This window comes from Micromonospora halotolerans (assembly GCF_032108445.1).
Taxonomy (GTDB): domain Bacteria; phylum Actinomycetota; class Actinomycetes; order Mycobacteriales; family Micromonosporaceae; genus Micromonospora; species Micromonospora halotolerans.
Genome location: NZ_CP134876.1, coordinates 5,623,269 through 5,637,869, shown reverse-complemented (window position 1 = coordinate 5,637,869; position 14,601 = coordinate 5,623,269). Strand labels below are relative to the sequence as shown.

Below are 14,601 nucleotides of genomic sequence, written 5' to 3'. Positions count from 1 at the left end.
GCAGGTCGCCTCTCGGCGAGTGGCGCGACGCGGCTCCAGCCGAACGGTATTCCGCGAAGGCAATTTAGGTGAGGCCCGGGGACACTGGACACACCGACGCTCTGCACAACGGTACTGGCTCGCTCGTTCTTCCGCCGGTTGTCGGTGACGGCGGTCACCGGTGGCCGGCACCCCGTTCCCGGGTGCCGGCCACCGGTTGCCGACTCAGCTGTTCCAGTACTGGGCGACGATGTCGGCGGCCTGCTGCTCCCACTGCGCGTACGCGTCGGGGTAGGCCGAGACCTGCACGGTCTGGGCGGCCTCGGTCAGCGGCATGTCCTGCCAGCCGTCGACCTGCTTCAGACCCTTCAGGAACGCCAGCGTCGAGTACTCCGGATCGGTGATCTGCTCCGGCGTGCCCCAACCACTGGACGGGCGCTGCTGGAACAGGCCCAGCGAGTCATGGTCGTTCATGTCGCCGAGGTGACCCAGGTTCTCCAGCTTCGACTCCTGCAGGCTCGTCGCGATCGAGATGACCGCCGCCCGCTCCGGCAGGCCGGCCTTCTTCGTGGCGGCAATGATCGCCTTCGCGTTGCCCACCTGCTCGTCGTTCAGGTCGATGTGCGACTGGGCGCCCTGCACACCGTGCGGGATCAGCTTGCCCATGTCCGGCTTGTCGGCCTGCACCACCGCCGCCTCCGACAGCCCGGTCACCGGCGCCGTCTCCTGATGGTTCAGCGGACCGGCAGCCAGACCACCGGCGAACGCCAGACCGGCAATACCCAGCACGCTCTTACGCAGCATCGTGTTCATGGGGGTAGCTCCATTCGGGGGTCGACGCACACCCCGACCGGGGGGTCGGCAAGCTGGCGTGCGCAAGCACCGTCAGGCGCTCGAAGAAGTCACTCGGGGGGATCATCAGCGCGGGGCCGGGGGGGCCACTTCATCGCGCCGGACCATGTACAACGACCGCCGGCCCGCCATCATTCCGGGCCTCGGGCACCCGCCTCGGGGGCCGTCCTCCTCGGTCGTTCACGGGGATACAACGACCCCCACCCACCCGCCATTCCGCCACCGGGATGCCGCGGATCACAGCCCCGATCCGGACAACCACCCCAGGCCGGGCGGGGCGTCACCGAACGGCGCGGACCGGTCGAGTCAACGCTCGGGGGTCGGCGGGTGGCAGGTCAGGGCGAGGGGAAAACGCCGGACAGGGGTTACCCTGACACCATGTCGGCCACCAGCACCGCGTACCTCGCCCGTCCTGGGCGACCCGCCGTGGTGGCGCGCACCCTCGGCGAGCTCGCCGGCCCCACCCGGGGCATCGTGGAGCTGCCGGTGCGCCTGATGTGGAGCAGCGAGCGCGCCTTCGACCTGGGCGACCCCGACGACCTGCTCTGGATGTACGAGAACGTGCTGCGCGAGACGAGCCGCGTCGAGGATCTGCGCGAGCTGATCCACGGGGGGACGCTGCGCCGGGTGTGGCCGCTGTTGAACCTGCCCCGGGGCGTACGCCTCGCGTGGGAGAGCCGGCACCGGGGCCTGCGCGCCGCGTGACCCACCTGCACGACTTCTACCGGGAGGTGGCCCGGGTGGCCCTCGCGGCCGCCGGCCCGCACCGGTTCGTGCTGGGCGGCGGGGTGGCCTGGGCAGCGCACGGCCTGGTCACCCGGCCGACGGAGGACGTGGACCTGTTCGCCGACGTGGAGGGCGCGGCCGCCGCGGCCGCGGCCGGGGTGCGGGCCGCCCTGGAACGGGCCGGCTACCGGGTGGCCGACGCCGATCCGGGCAGCGAGCTGGGCGAGCTGTTCGATGGCTACGACCGGGACCTGCGGGACTTCGTGGTGAGCCGGGACGGCCGGCAGATCCGGCTCAGCCTGGCCCGGCTCGACCGGTACCGCAGCCCGGTGGTGATGGACCTGGGCCCGGTGATGGACGTCCGGGACCTCATCGCCAACAAGACCGCCGCGCTGGTCAACCGCCGGGAGGTCCGGGACTACATCGACGTGTCGGCCGCGCTGGACCGGTACGCGGTGGCCGAGCTGCTGGAGCTGGCCCGGCAGGTGGACCCCGCGCTGGACGACGACGACGTCCGGGCGGCCGGGCGCTACCTGGACCGGGTGCCGGACCGCCGGTTCGCCCGCTACGGCCTGGACCCCGGCCAGGTCGCCGAGGTCCGCCGCCGGATGGCCGCCTGGCCGCGCTGACCACCCGCGCGGCCGGGCGGTCGCGTCACTTGGTGGGCCGGCCGCCGGTCACGCCGAGGATCTCCCCGGTCACGTAGCTGGATTCCTGGGAGGCGAAGAAGACGTACGCGGGCGCCAGCTCGGCGGGCTGGCCGGGGCGACCCATGGGCGTGTCGGTGCCGAACTGCTTCACCTTCTCCTCGGGCATGGTGGCCGGGATCAGGGGCGTCCAGACCGGGCCGGGCGCGACGGCGTTGACCCGGATGCCCTGGCCGGCCAGGTTCAGCGCGAGGGCCTTGGTGAAGTTGGCGATGGCCGCCTTGGTGGTGGCGTAGTCCAGCAGGTGCGGCGACGGGTCGAACGCCTGGATCGAGGAGGTGTTGATGATCGCCGAGCCCTCGGGCAGGTGCGGCACGGCCAGCTTGCAGAGCCAGAACATGGCGTACACGTTGGTCTTGACGACCCGGTCGAACTGCTCGGTGCTGATGTCGAGCAGGCCCCGGTCCTGCGACATCTGGAAGGCCGCGTTGTTGACGAGGATGTCGATGCCGCCGAGGTCGGCCAGCGCTCGCTCGATCAGGCTCCGGCAGTTCGCCTCCTCCCGCACGTCGCACCGCACGGCGACGCCCTTGCGCCCGGCCTGCTCGACGAGCCGCACGGTCTCCCGGGCGTCCGCCTCCTCCTCCTCGCCGAGGTAGGAGATCAGCACGTCGGCGCCCTCGCGGGCGTAGGCGATGGCGACCGCCCGGCCGATGCCCGAGTCACCGCCGGTGATCACCGCCCGCTTGCCGCTGAGCCGGTCGCTGCCCCGGTATGATTCCTCACCGTGGTCCGGCTTCGGGCCCATCTCGCGTTCCGTGCCGGGCGCCGACTGCTGCTGGCCGGGCTGGCCCTGCCGCTGACCGTACTGGCGGGTGGGGTCCTGCTGGGTGTACTGGTCGTCGCTCACCGGGTCTCCCTCGGGCCGTCGCTCCGTCCTCCCCGCCCTACCCCGCGGGCGGGGGCGGAAACGGTGGCCGCGGGTGTTACGCCGCGGGGCCCCGCGGCGCTGCTGGTGTGAGATACCTCTGGGCGATGTGGCGTCTGTGACAGCTGGTCGTTATGGTGCGCAACGGCGCCCACGAGGCGCGTCCACCCCCATGGAAGGGCACCTCATGACCTCCTCCTCCGGCGCCTCGCGCCGCCAGGTGCTGGCCGTCGCGGCCGCCGCCGCGACCGCCCCCCTGATCGCCGGCGCTCCCGCCGAGGCCAAGCCGAAGCCGCCGAAGACCTGGGACCTGACGGTCCTCGGCACCTCGGACACCCACGGCAACGTCTACAACTGGGACTACTACCGGGACGCCGAGTTCGACGACAGCAAGCACAACGACGTCGGCGTCGCGAAGCTGGCCACCCTGGTCAACCAGATCCGCGCGCAGCGCACGGGTAAGGCGACCCTCGTGCTGGACGCCGGCGACACCATCCAGGGCACCCCGCTGGCCACCTACTACGCCAAGCAGGAGCCGATCACCAGCACCGGTGAGACGCACCCGATGGCCAACGCCATGAACGTGCTGAAGTACGACGCCGTGACGCTGGGCAACCACGAGTTCAACTACGGCCTGCCGCTGCTCGCCACCTGGATCGGCCAGCTCGGCTTCCCCGCCCTGGCGGCGAACGCGATCAACGAGAAGACCGGCAAGCCGGCCTTCCTGCCGTACGTGATCAAGGAGGTCGACCTCGGCGGGCACGACGCGCCGAAGCTGAAGGTCGGCATCCTCGGCCTCACCAACCCGGGCGTGGCCATCTGGGACAAGGGCAACGTCGAGGGCAAGCTGGTCTTCGCCGACATGGTGGCCACCGCCGCCACGTGGGTGCCGGTGATGCGCGAGCGCGGCGCCGACCTGGTCATCATCTCCGCCCACGGCGGCGACAGCGGCACCTCCAGCTACGGCCCGGAGCTGCCGAACGAGAACCCGGTCGCGCTGATCGCCGAGCAGGTGCCGGGGATCGACGCGATCCTCTTCGGCCACGCCCACAACGAGGTGCCGGAGAAGTTCGTCACCAACACGGCCACCGGCGCGCAGGTGCTCACCTCGGAGCCGTCGAAGTGGGGCCAGCGGCTCACCCGGATGGACTTCACCCTGACCCGGGAGAAGGGCCGCTGGAAGGTCGTCGGCAAGGGCTCGACCATGTTGAACACCAACACCGTGGTCGAGGACCCGGCGGTGCTCGCGGCCGTCCGCGGCCAGCACACCAAGACCGTCGGGTACGTCAACCAGGTCGTGGCGCAGTCGGAGGTGGAGCTGTCCACCGTCGAGTCGCGGTACAAGGACACCCCGATCCTGGACTTCATCAACCACGTCCAGGCCGAGGTCGTCACCGCGGCCCTGGCCGGCACCGCGTACGCGAACCTGCCGGTGCTGTCGCAGGCGTCGCCGTTCAGCCGGACCGCGGTCTTCCCCGCCGGGGACGTGCGGATCCGCGACGTCGCCGGGCTGTACGTCTTCGACAACACCCTGGAGGCGGTCGTCATGACCGGCGCCGAGGTGAAGGCGTACCTGGAGTACTCCGCGAAGTACTTCGTCACCGTCGGAGTGGGCGCGGCGGTCAACCCGGAGACGATCAGCGACCCGGCCGTCCCGGACTACAACTACGACGTGATCTCCGGCCTCGACTACGACATCGACATCTCGAAGCCGGTCGGCCAGCGGATCACCCGCCTGGTCCTGCCGGGCACCGACACCCCGGTCGCCGCGGACGCCCAGTTCGTCGTCGCGGTCAACAACTACCGGCGCAGCGGTGGTGGCAACTTCCCGGGCATCGTGAAGACCCAGGTCTACAACCAGCAGCAGGAGATCCGCCAGCTGCTCATCGACTGGGCGCAGGCCAAGGGCGTCATCCGCCCGGCCGACTTCTCCGTGCCGAACTGGAAGCTGGTCCGCGAGGGCGTGCCGGTCTTCTGATCCGTACCGGTCACGGCGGGCCCCGGGTGTCGCACCCGGGGCCCGTCGGCGTCACGGACCGGTCAGCCGCCCCCGGCCCGCAGGTCCCACTCGTGCTGACCGCCGGTCGGGTCGGGCCGGTCCCGGCGCGGCTCGGTCTCGCTCTCGGTCGACTCCAACCGCTCCTCGGGGCGTACCCCGGGCGGCAGTTCGCCGAAGCGGACGTGCCGCAGGAACGCGTACTCCTCGTCGGTGAACGACTCGCGCGGTTCGCTCATGACCGCATTGTCCGCCCGCCCGGCCAGCCGCCGCATCAACCGATCCGGCCCGGGTAAGCCGCCCCGGCGACCCGTCCGGCGACGAGGTGGAGGGCGACCAAAGTGCCGGGTGGTGCCGGTCGGCGGCGTCGGGCTCAGCCGCGACGGGGGGCTGGCCGACCACGTGGTGGTGCCCGCCTCCCGGCTGCTGCCCGTCGGTGACCTGGACCTCACCCAGGCGGCCCCGCTCACCGACGCCGGGCTGACCCCGTATCACGCCGTCGAGCTGGCCCGGGACCGGCTGCGTCCCGGCACCTCCTGCGTGGTGATCGGCATCGGCGGGCTGGGGCACATGGCGGTGCAGATCCTGGCCGCCACCACCGCCGTGCGGATCATCGCGGTGGACACCAGCGTCGCGGCCCTGGACCTGGCCGGCCGGATGGGCGCGCACGACCTGGTGCAGGCCGGTCCGGACGGCGTGGACCGGATCCGGGCGCTGGTGGGCCCGCCGCCGGACGGCGCGGACGTGGTGCTCGACTTCGTCGGCGCGGACCCCACGGTCACCACCGCCCGGCAGGTGGTCGCCACCGGCGGTCAGATCCTGCTGGTCGGCCTGGCCGGCGGCACCCTGCCGTCGCCGACGAGCCGCCGACCGTCCCGCTGGAGACGGTGGTCGAGGTGCCGTTCTGGGGCGTCGTCGTGCCCTGACTACCGCGCGTTCTCAGCGGCGCCCGGCTGCCGCGGCGGCAGCCGGTCCAGCAGGGCCAGGCCGGCCCGCACCGGGCGGCGGGCCAGCACCCGCGCGAAGCTGGCCTGCCCCTGGCAGAACCGCACGAACATCCGCCAACCCGGCGGGGTCGCCAGCAGGGCGTGGAACACGTCGGGCCGCCGGGTGAAGACCTCCAGCAGCCGGTGCCCGGCCCGCATCTCCGGCACCAGCCGGAGGCCGACCTCCCGTGCGTAGGTGTCGAGGTCGCCGCCGGCCACCGCCTCGCCGGCCAGCCGGCCCGACCGCAGGGCGAAGCTGATGCCCTCCCGGCTCCACGGCTCCAGCAGGCCCGCCGCGTCGCCGGCGACCAGGACCCGGCCGCGGCGCAGCGGCGAGTCCTCCGCCCGGCACCGGGTCAGGTGCCCCGAGTCGTGCTCCGGGGTGACCCCGGCCAGGCCCAGGCGGGCCACGAAGTCACGCAGGTAGGCGCGGGTGCGGTCACCCTCGCCCCGGGCGGCGATGACACCGACGGTGAGCCGGTCGCCCTTCGGGAAGACCCAGGCGTACGAGCCGGGGACCGGCCCCCAGTCGATGAGCACCCGCCCGCGCCAGCGGTCCGCCTCGGCGGGTGGGACCGGCAGCTCCAGCTCCAGCCCGAGGTCGACCTGCCGCCACGTCACCCCGACGTGCCGGGCGGTCACGCCCGACGAGCCGTCGGCCCCGATCACCGCGCGGGCGCGCACCGTGTCGCCGTCGGCCAGCCGCAGGCGTACCTCGTCGGGGTCCTGCTCGACGGCGCGGACCGCGACGCCCTCGCGAACCTCGACGCCGGCAGCGACCGCGGCGGCGCGCAGCCGGTCGTCGAACTCCTCGCGGCGGACCATGGCCACCAGCGGCGTGGAGTGCTGGCGGGTGAAGCCGCGTCGCCCGTCGCGGGTGAAGGTGATCCGGTCGACGCGGTCGTGCGCGGGCACCTCGATCCGGTCGGCGATCTCGGTCAGCGACGTGCCGATGAGACCGCCGCCGCAGGTCTTGTACCGGGGATGGGTGGCCCGCTCGACCACCAGGGTGCGGACGCCGGCCCGGGCCGCCGCGTGCGCGGCGGAGAGGCCGGCGGGGCCGCCACCGACCACGACGAGGTCCCAGATGATCACGAGAGCAGCCTAGGCCACGGCACCGACCGACCGCCCGGCACGCACCCGGCCGCGACCCCCCGATCGGGTGGGCATCATCGGACGTCGCCCGGGTAACCGCCGGGCGCAGGCCGCCCGCCGGTCGGGCGGTCCACGCCGAGGAGGGAAGCGATGCAGCAGGTACGGCTGTCTGCGATCGAGGAACGGGTGTACCAGGCGGTGACCGCGCTGGAGGTGCGGGGACACGTCCCCTACCCGGACACGATCGCCCAGGAGGCCGGCATGACCGAGAAGGAGCTCCGCGAGCCGCTGCACCTGCTCACCGAGCGGGGGCTGCTGCACCGGGAGGACTCCCCGATGGCCGGCCTGGACTTCGGACCGCGGTGGTGCGCCCGCCAGGTGGCGTGATCGTCGTTTGCCCCACCCGGGGCCGGGTAGCGATCGGGGATGCGTGATCGACGGTCCACGGGAGGCACGATGAACACGGACCGGTCGTCGGCGCCGGTGGTCACCGGCGGACCCGACGACCGGCGCCGCTGGAAGGCCCTCAGCGTCGGCCTGGTCGCGGCGTTCATGACCCTGCTGGACGTCAGCATCGTGAACGTCGCCGTGCCGTCGATCGACCGGGCGCTGCACGCCACACCCAGCGACCTGCAGTGGGTGCTCTCCGGCTACGCGCTGACCTTCGGTCTGGTGCTGGTGCCGGCCGGGCGGTTCGGGGACGCCCGCGGCCGGCGTGCCGCGTTCGTGGTCGGGGTGGCGCTGTTCACCGTGACCAGCGCGCTGGCCGGCCTGGCCCGCTCGCCGGAGTGGCTGGTCGTCGCCCGGCTGGTCCAGGGCGCCGCCGCCGGGGTGGTCAACCCCCAGGTGAGCGGCATGATCCAGCAGTTGTTCCGAGGCGCCGAGCGGGGCCGGGCGTTCGGCCTGCTCGGCGCCACGATCGGCATCTCCACCGCGGTCGGCCCGCTGCTCGGCGGGTTGCTCATCCAGCTCGGCGGCGAGGAGCACGGCTGGCGCTGGGTCTTCTTCGTGAACATCCCGGTCGGCATCCTCGCCGTGGTGCTCGGCTGGCGGCTCATCCCGGCCCGCCCGGAAGGCCAGCCGGACCGGCACCGCCTGGACCCGGTCGGCGTGCTGCTGCTCGGCGTCGGGGTGACCCTGGTGCTGCTGCCACTCGTCCAGCGGGAGCAGTGGCGCGGCGCCGGCAAGTGGGCGCTGATCCCCGCCGGGCTGCTCTTCCTGGCCGGCTTCGCCCTGTGGGAACGGTGGTACGGGCGGCACCGGACGCCCCTGTTCGACCTGCGGCTGTTCCGGATGCGCTCCTACACCCTGGGCTCCCTCATCGGCCTGGTCTACTTCGCCGGGTTCACCGCGATCTTCTTCATCTTCACGCTCTACCTGCAGGTCGGGCTCGGCTACAGCGCGCTCGTCGCCGGCCTGGCCATCACCCCGTTCGCGCTCGGCTCGGCGGCCGCCTCCGCGGTGGGCGGCCGGGTCGTCACCCGGTACGGCCGCCCGCTGGTCGCCGCCGGCCTGCTGGTGGTGATCCTCGGCCTGCTCGCCACCGTCTGGGTGCTGCGGGACGAGCCCCGGCACTCGGTGCCGCTGCTGCTCGCCGTGCCGTTCCTGCTCGCCGGGCTCGGCAGCGGCCTGGTCATCGCGCCGAACCAGACCCTGACCCTCTCCGAGGTGCCGGTGCCGCAGGCCGGGAGCGGCGCCGGCATGCTGCAGACCGGGCAACGCATCGGCTCGGCGGCCGGCATCGCCGCGGTCGGCGCGCTGTTCTTCTCGACGCTGGCCGACAGCCGGGGCGACTTCACCGTCGCCTACCGGCACTCCCTGCTGCTGGCCGTCGCGATCATCGCGCTGGCGCTGGTGGCCGCGCTGGTCGACGTCGTCGCCGGCCGGAACCGCTCCGACTCGTCCTCCTGACCCGCGTACGGGGGCGGCCGGCGCGCGCCGGCCCGCCGTGCCGCCGAATTGCGAACCGGCGCAGAACAGCTTGCGAATTCGCCGTCCCAAGGGGTGCGTCGGACACGTAGACGGCGGTAGATACATGGGTCATGACGAACACCCTCGACCGTCGTACCCTCCTGCGCCTCGCCGGTGCCTCCGCCGGCACCGCCGTCCTGGCCGGCACCACCCTCGCCGGCCCCTCCTCCGCGGGCGCGGCCACCGCCGCGTTCCGGCACGGCGTCGCCTCCGGTGACCCGCTGCCGGACGGGATCCTGCTGTGGACCCGGGTCACCCCGACCCCCGACGCCCGGCCCGGCTCCGGCGCCGGCCCGGACGTGGAGGTTACCTGGCAGGTGGCCGCGGACCCCGACTTCCGGTCTCCGGTGGCCGCCGGCACGCTCACCACCGGTCCGGCCCGGGACCACACGGTGAAGATCGCCGTCTCCGGCCTGGCCGCCGCCACCACCTACTGGTACCGCTTCGGCCACGCCGGCGCCTGGTCGCCCACCGGCCGGACGATGACCGCCCCACCCGTGGACGCCGCCGTCGACCGGCTGCGGATCGGCGTGGTGTCCTGCGCGAACTGGGAGGCCGGCTACTTCGCCGCCTACCGGCGGCTGGCCGACCGGGGCGACCTCAACCTCGTCGTCCACCTCGGCGACTACATCTACGAGTACGGGACCGGCGAGTTCGCCGCCGCCGGTCGGGTGGTCCGGCCGACGCAGCCGGCGCACGAGGTGCTCACCCTGGCCGACTACCGGATCCGGCACGCGCTCTACAAGACCGACCCCGACCTGCAGGCGCTGCACGCCACCGTGCCCTGGGTGATCACCTGGGACGACCACGAGGTGGCCAACGACGAGTGGTCCGGCGGTGCGGAGAACCACACGCCGGGCGCCGAGGGCCCGTTCGCCGACCGGCTGGCCGCCGCCCGGCAGGCGTACCTGGAGTGGATGCCCGTGCGGATCGGCGCGGACGGGGCGATCTACCGGCGGTTCCGGTTCGGCCGGCTCGCGGAGCTGTCCATGCTGGACCTCCGCTCGTACCGGTCGGCGCAGGCGTCCGGCGACGACGTCGACGACCCGGACCGGACGATCACCGGCGACGCGCAGATGGCCTGGCTGAAGGCGGGACTGTCCGGCTCCGCCGCCCGCTGGAAGCTGGTCGGCAACCCGGTGATGATGGCCCGGCTGGACGTCGGGGCCTTGCCGTCCTGGCTGCTCGGCCCGCTCGGGAAGCTGCTCGGCATCCCGGAGAACGGCGCGGTGCTCAACGCCGACCAGTGGGACGGCTACAACGCCGACCGCAACGAACTGGTCGACCACCTGCGGGCCACCGGCACCCGCGACGTGGTCTTCCTGACCGGGGACATCCACACCTCCTGGGCCAACGAGGTGACCACCCGGACCACACTGTTCGAGCCGGCCGCCGCGGAGTTCGTCGTCCCGTCGGTGACCAGCGACAACGTCAACGACTTCCTCAGGTTGCCGGCCGGAAACCCGCTGAGCCGGCTCGGCGCGGGGCTGCTCGGCTCCACGAACCCGCACGTGCGCTGGGCCGAGCTGGACGGGCACGGGTACGGGGTGCTCGACGTGACCCCGCAGCGCTGCCGGATGGACTGGTACCACGTCACTGACCGGACCAGCGGCACCAGCGGCAGCCGGTGGGTGGCGGGCTGGTCGGTGGGGACGGGCTCGTCCCGCCTGCGCGCCGAGAGCGCCCCGGTGTGAAGACGCCGCTGGCCGGCACCCCGTTGGGGGTGCCGGCCAGCGGTCGTGTTGTTTGGGTCAGCTGTTCCAGTGCTGGTGGACGATGTCGGTGGCCTGCTGCTCCCACTGGGCGTAGGCGTCCGGGTAGGCCGAGACCTGCACGGTCTGCGCGGCCTCGGTCAGCGGCATCTTGTCCCAGCCGTCGACCTGCTTCAGACCCTTCTCGAAGGCCAGGGTCGCGTACTCGGGGTTGGTGATCTGCTCCGGCGTACCCCAACCACTGGAGGGGCGCTGCTGGAACAGGCCCAGCGAGTCGTGGTCGTTGGCGTCGCCGAGGTGGCCGAGGTTCTCCAGCTTCGACTCCTGCAGGCTCGTGGCGATCGAGATCACCGCGGCCCGCTCGGGCAGACCGGCCTTCTTCGTCGCCGCGATGATCGCCTTCGCGTTGGCCAGCTGCTCGTCGTTGAGGTCGATGTGCGACTGGGCGCCCTGCACGGTCGCCACGGCGGCCGGCTTACCCTGCACGGGGCGGGCGTCGGCGTGGGCGGCGACCGGACCGGCGAAGACACCACCGGTGAAGGCCAGACCAGCAATACCCAGCACGCTCTTACGCAGCATCGTGTTCATGGGGGATGGCTCCATTCGGGGGTTGGCGCACACGCACCGACCGGGGGGTCGGCTCTTAGCTGGTGGGCGCAAGCACCGTCAGGCGCTCAAGAAGTCTCAAGGGGGATCATCCAGCGGACGGGGCGGGGGCCTCTTCGTCGCGCCGGGACCATGTCCAACGACCGACCAACCACCATCATTCCCGGGGGCCGGGCACGGGTAGCGGGGCGGGGCGCCCCGTCGAGCGGGGCGTGGTCCTCGGTCGTGCACCGGGTATAACGACCCCCACCCGGCGGCCATTCCACCGCCGGGATGCCGCCGGTCACCCCGCGAACCGGACACCACACCCAAGGCGGGACGGTCGGTGGAACGGTATGGGTGTATCCCGGCACCGGAGACACCCACAGCGTTCCACTCACCGCCCCCGGGCGAGCGCGGGAACCGGACATTCATCCCACAACCGAAGCCGGGGCTGACGTCGACAGTCGGGATCATCCCCGCATACGGAGGCGGCCGGCCCCCTGTCCGAGGGCCGGCCGCTTCGCGGGTGTCGTCACCAGAGCTGCTGGACGATGTCCGCCGCCTGCTCCTCCCACTGCGCGTACGCGTACGGGAAGGCGGACACCTGGACCGTCTGGGCCGCGGCGGTCAGCGGCAGGTCCTGCCAGCCGCCGACGTTCTTCAGCGCGTTGAAGAACGCCTTGCTGGCGTAGTCCGGGTCGGTGACCTGCTCGGGCGTACCCCAACCGGACGACGGGCGCTGCTGGAACAGACCCTCCGAGTCGTGGTCGTTGTACGTGCCGAGGTGACCGAGGTTGTACAGCTTCGACTCCTGCAGGGAGGTGGCGACGCCGATCACGGCGCCCCGCTCCCCCACGCCGGTCTCCTTGGCCGCCTTCACGATGGCCTTGGCGTTGTCGAGCTGCGCGTCGTCGAGCGGGATGCGCGACTGGGCGCCCTCGACGCCGCGCGGGATGAGCTTCTCCCGGTCGGGACGGTCGGCCTTCGTCGGGACCTTGTCACTGCCGGTGGTCAGGCCGGACTTCACCGTCTCGGTGCCGGTCTTCTTGCCGGTGGCCAGGTCGATGGCGGCCAGGGCCCCGGCGTGCGGGCCGCTGGTCACCGGGGCGGCGACGGCGGTGGGGCCGAACGCCAGCCCGCCCAGGCAGGCCACGCCCGCGACGGTCAGCGCGGTGCGGCGGTTGGGGCCGGCGGCGACGGCGGTCCTCGCGGCGGCGGTCTTGGCGATGGCGGTCGTTGCCACGGCGGTCTTCGCGATGGCGGGGAGCCATCGAGTGAAGTGCTGCTTCACGATGGTTGCCCTTTCGATCGTCACGACGCGCTCCGGGGTGAGCGCCCCTCGGGGGAACTACTCGCCGGTACGGGTTTGGCTTCCGGCGCTACGGGGGACACAACCAGCTCGCCGTGTCGGGCATTCCGGAAATGCCCGTGCCCGCTCGACCTGCGGTCCAGGTCACCGACCGTTCCGGACGGCCGTGACGGCGCGGGACGGTCCGGCGGAAACGGCCTAGCCGGCCGCGGGGACGCCGAACCGGACCAGAACGTGCCAGAGCTGCTTGAGGTGCTGCAGGGTCACCTCGGCCGGGCCGCGGTCGGCCCAGCGGTGCGGCTCGCGTACCACCGAGGCGGCGGCCCGGCCGATCAGCGCGGCGTGCACCGGCTCCCCCGGGCGCGCGAACTCGGCGTGCACGCGGGCGGCGAGCGGCGGGATGGCCGGTCCCCGGAACTCGGCGTCGACGCCGTCGACCGGCAGTTCGAACCCGGTGTGCCAGCACAGCGCGAAGCCGTGCCGCCGGGCGACGCCGGCGAGGATCCGCCCCTCCTCCGTGCCCCGGAACGACGGGTCCACCACCACGGCCTCGACGTCCCGGGCGAGGTTCAGCTCACCGTGCACCTGCGCCTCGATGTAGTCGTCCAGCGCCCGGCCGGCCGCGTCGGACGCGCGCTCCCGGCGGCGCAGCAGCGTCCGCAGGAGGGTGCCGGTGTCCATGCCGGCCACGCCGAGGCTGATCCCGGTCGTGGCGGTGGCCGCCAGCAGCGCGGCGAGCACGGGCTCGAACACGGTGACGGTGCCGAGGTCCTTCGGCTCGGTGTGGCTGTCCCCGAAGCTGAAGGTGGCCCGCGCGAGCGCCGCGGGCCGCAGCCGCAGGTGACAGGAGCCGAACCGGGGGCAGGCGCCGTCCGGGTGGTCGAGTAGGTTGAGGCCGCCGTACTTCGGGCGCTCCGCCGGGGGCACGCCGGGCCGCTGGTACGCCCCGCCGAACAGCCTCTCCTCCCAGCGGTCCCGGTCGCCGCCGGGGAAGGCGGTCAGCCCACCGTTGGAGACGCCCGTCTCGAACTGGCTGCGGTAGACGCCCTCCTGGTCGAGCGCCTCGGCCACCGTCCGGCCGTCGCGTAGCAGCCGGTCGGGGTGGAAGTTGAGGGTCAGCCGGCCGTGGGCGGCCACCGCGGCGACGATCTCCTCCGCGTGGTAGGCGGCGCCGGACCCGGCGAGGTGCCGGGCGATGACGGCGAGCGCCGCGGGCCGGTCGCGGAGGGCGACCTCGCGGACGTGCTGGAGGGCTGCGGCCTGTGCGGGGGTCAACGTCACGTCGGGCACGCGCCGAAGTATCGCCGCACCCGCCGGCGGCACGCCACGCGGATTCTCAGCCGTCGGTGCCGAACCCGTCCAGGGCCTCCCGCTCGGCGGGGCTCCGCAGCTCCTGGAAGACGGTGAGGTGCAGGCCCGCCGGGCCGTCGAGGCGAGCGTTGAGCGACTGCCACGGGGTGACCGTCGGAGGGGCGACCTCGGTGGCGCCCGCCGCGACGAGACGCTCGGCCGTCGCCCGGCTGTCGTCCACCTCGAACGCCACCCGCAGGCGGGGCGCGACCTGGCGGCCGACCTCCACCTCGTCGATCAGCCGCTTCTGCGCGGGGTTCGCCAGCTCCAGGGTGGCCCGGCCCGCCTCCAGGATCACCACCCGGGCGCCGTCGCCACCCGAGTAGGCGGCCTGCTCCGGCAGGCCCAGCGCGTCCCGGAAGAAGGCGACCGCGGTGTCGTAGTCCTCGGCCTCGACGACCAGGCGCAACTGGCGTACGGTCGGCGGCCGGTCGGCCCGGGGAGCGTCCATGGGCACAGATC

The 14,601-nt window shown here is 73.2% G+C and carries 14 protein-coding genes and 1 pseudogene; 7 read left to right on the top strand and 8 right to left on the bottom strand.

The window, feature by feature from the left end:
- Positions 1 to 204: 204 nt before the first annotated feature.
- The gene (locus RMN56_RS26525; protein WP_313720345.1) at positions 205 to 792 is read right to left on the bottom strand and encodes a hypothetical protein; all 588 of its coding nucleotides are present in this window, start codon (positions 790 to 792) and stop codon (positions 205 to 207) included.
- 417 nt (positions 793 to 1,209) lie between these two features.
- On the opposite strand from RMN56_RS26525, the gene RMN56_RS26520 reads away from it, so the two are divergent.
- Together RMN56_RS26520 and RMN56_RS26515 are read left to right on the top strand one after the other, a co-directional pair.
- Positions 1,210 to 1,536 carry a hypothetical protein gene (locus RMN56_RS26520; protein WP_313720344.1) on the top strand — a complete coding sequence of 109 codons (327 nt, stop codon included), beginning with the start codon at positions 1,210 to 1,212 and terminating at the stop codon, positions 1,534 to 1,536.
- Positions 1,533 to 2,186, top strand: coding sequence for a nucleotidyl transferase AbiEii/AbiGii toxin family protein (locus RMN56_RS26515; RefSeq protein WP_313720343.1), 654 nt, complete (start codon positions 1,533 to 1,535; stop codon positions 2,184 to 2,186). The genes RMN56_RS26520 and RMN56_RS26515 overlap by 4 nt, the downstream gene beginning before the upstream one ends.
- Positions 2,187 to 2,211: 25 nt before the next feature.
- Here the strand turns inward: RMN56_RS26515 and RMN56_RS26510 are convergent, their stop codons facing one another.
- Positions 2,212 to 3,114, bottom strand: coding sequence for an SDR family oxidoreductase (locus RMN56_RS26510; protein ID WP_313720342.1), 903 nt, complete (start codon positions 3,112 to 3,114; stop codon positions 2,212 to 2,214).
- A gap of 205 nt (positions 3,115 to 3,319) precedes the next feature.
- Between RMN56_RS26510 and RMN56_RS26505 the strand changes: the two genes are divergently transcribed.
- A complete protein-coding gene (locus tag RMN56_RS26505) occupies positions 3,320 to 5,110 on the top strand; it encodes a bifunctional metallophosphatase/5'-nucleotidase (RefSeq protein ID WP_313720340.1) in 1,791 nt (596 codons plus the stop codon).
- 62 nt (positions 5,111 to 5,172) lie between these two features.
- On the opposite strand, the gene RMN56_RS26500 is transcribed toward RMN56_RS26505, so the two are convergent.
- Positions 5,173 to 5,367: a hypothetical protein gene (locus tag RMN56_RS26500; protein ID WP_262284275.1), complete on the bottom strand. Its 195-nt coding sequence runs from the start codon at positions 5,365 to 5,367 to the stop codon at positions 5,173 to 5,175.
- Here RMN56_RS26500 and RMN56_RS26495 point away from each other — a divergent pair.
- Positions 5,366 to 5,932 (top strand): annotated as a pseudogene (locus RMN56_RS26495) (zinc-binding dehydrogenase); the annotation flags it as partial. The gene RMN56_RS26500 and the pseudogene RMN56_RS26495 sit on opposite strands and share 2 nt — an antisense overlap.
- Positions 5,933 to 6,054: 122 nt before the next feature.
- Here RMN56_RS26495 and RMN56_RS26490 read toward each other — a convergent pair.
- The gene (locus RMN56_RS26490) at positions 6,055 to 7,209 is read right to left on the bottom strand and encodes a geranylgeranyl reductase family protein (RefSeq protein ID WP_313720339.1); all 1,155 of its coding nucleotides are present in this window, start codon (positions 7,207 to 7,209) and stop codon (positions 6,055 to 6,057) included.
- A 150-nt stretch (positions 7,210 to 7,359) separates the two neighbouring features.
- Here RMN56_RS26490 and RMN56_RS26485 point away from each other — a divergent pair, with 150 nt between their 5' ends.
- From RMN56_RS26485 to RMN56_RS26475, 3 genes are all read left to right on the top strand, one after another.
- Complete coding sequence (locus RMN56_RS26485) at positions 7,360 to 7,596, top strand: hypothetical protein (protein WP_313720338.1); 237 nt, start codon at positions 7,360 to 7,362, stop codon at positions 7,594 to 7,596.
- Between the two features lie 69 nt (positions 7,597 to 7,665).
- Entirely contained in the window at positions 7,666 to 9,120 is a 1,455-nt protein-coding gene (locus RMN56_RS26480; protein WP_313720337.1) for an MFS transporter, read from the top strand.
- Positions 9,121 to 9,251: 131 nt separating this feature from the next.
- Positions 9,252 to 10,874 (top strand): alkaline phosphatase D family protein, encoded by a 1,623-nt coding sequence (locus RMN56_RS26475; protein WP_313720336.1) that lies wholly within the window; start codon positions 9,252 to 9,254, stop codon positions 10,872 to 10,874.
- A gap of 57 nt (positions 10,875 to 10,931) precedes the next feature.
- Here RMN56_RS26475 and RMN56_RS26470 read toward each other — a convergent pair whose 3' ends face one another.
- The 4 genes from RMN56_RS26470 to RMN56_RS26455 form a co-directional block, all read right to left on the bottom strand.
- Positions 10,932 to 11,480, bottom strand: coding sequence for a hypothetical protein (locus RMN56_RS26470; protein ID WP_313720335.1), 549 nt, complete (start codon positions 11,478 to 11,480; stop codon positions 10,932 to 10,934).
- A 532-nt stretch (positions 11,481 to 12,012) separates the two neighbouring features.
- A complete protein-coding gene (locus tag RMN56_RS26465) occupies positions 12,013 to 12,771 on the bottom strand; it encodes a hypothetical protein (protein ID WP_313724866.1) in 759 nt (252 codons plus the stop codon).
- A gap of 216 nt (positions 12,772 to 12,987) precedes the next feature.
- Positions 12,988 to 14,079: a DUF3626 domain-containing protein gene (locus tag RMN56_RS26460; RefSeq protein WP_313720334.1), complete on the bottom strand. Its 1,092-nt coding sequence runs from the start codon at positions 14,077 to 14,079 to the stop codon at positions 12,988 to 12,990.
- A gap of 46 nt (positions 14,080 to 14,125) precedes the next feature.
- Entirely contained in the window at positions 14,126 to 14,590 is a 465-nt protein-coding gene (locus RMN56_RS26455) for a VOC family protein (RefSeq protein WP_313720333.1), read from the bottom strand.
- Positions 14,591 to 14,601: the final 11 nt, after the last annotated feature.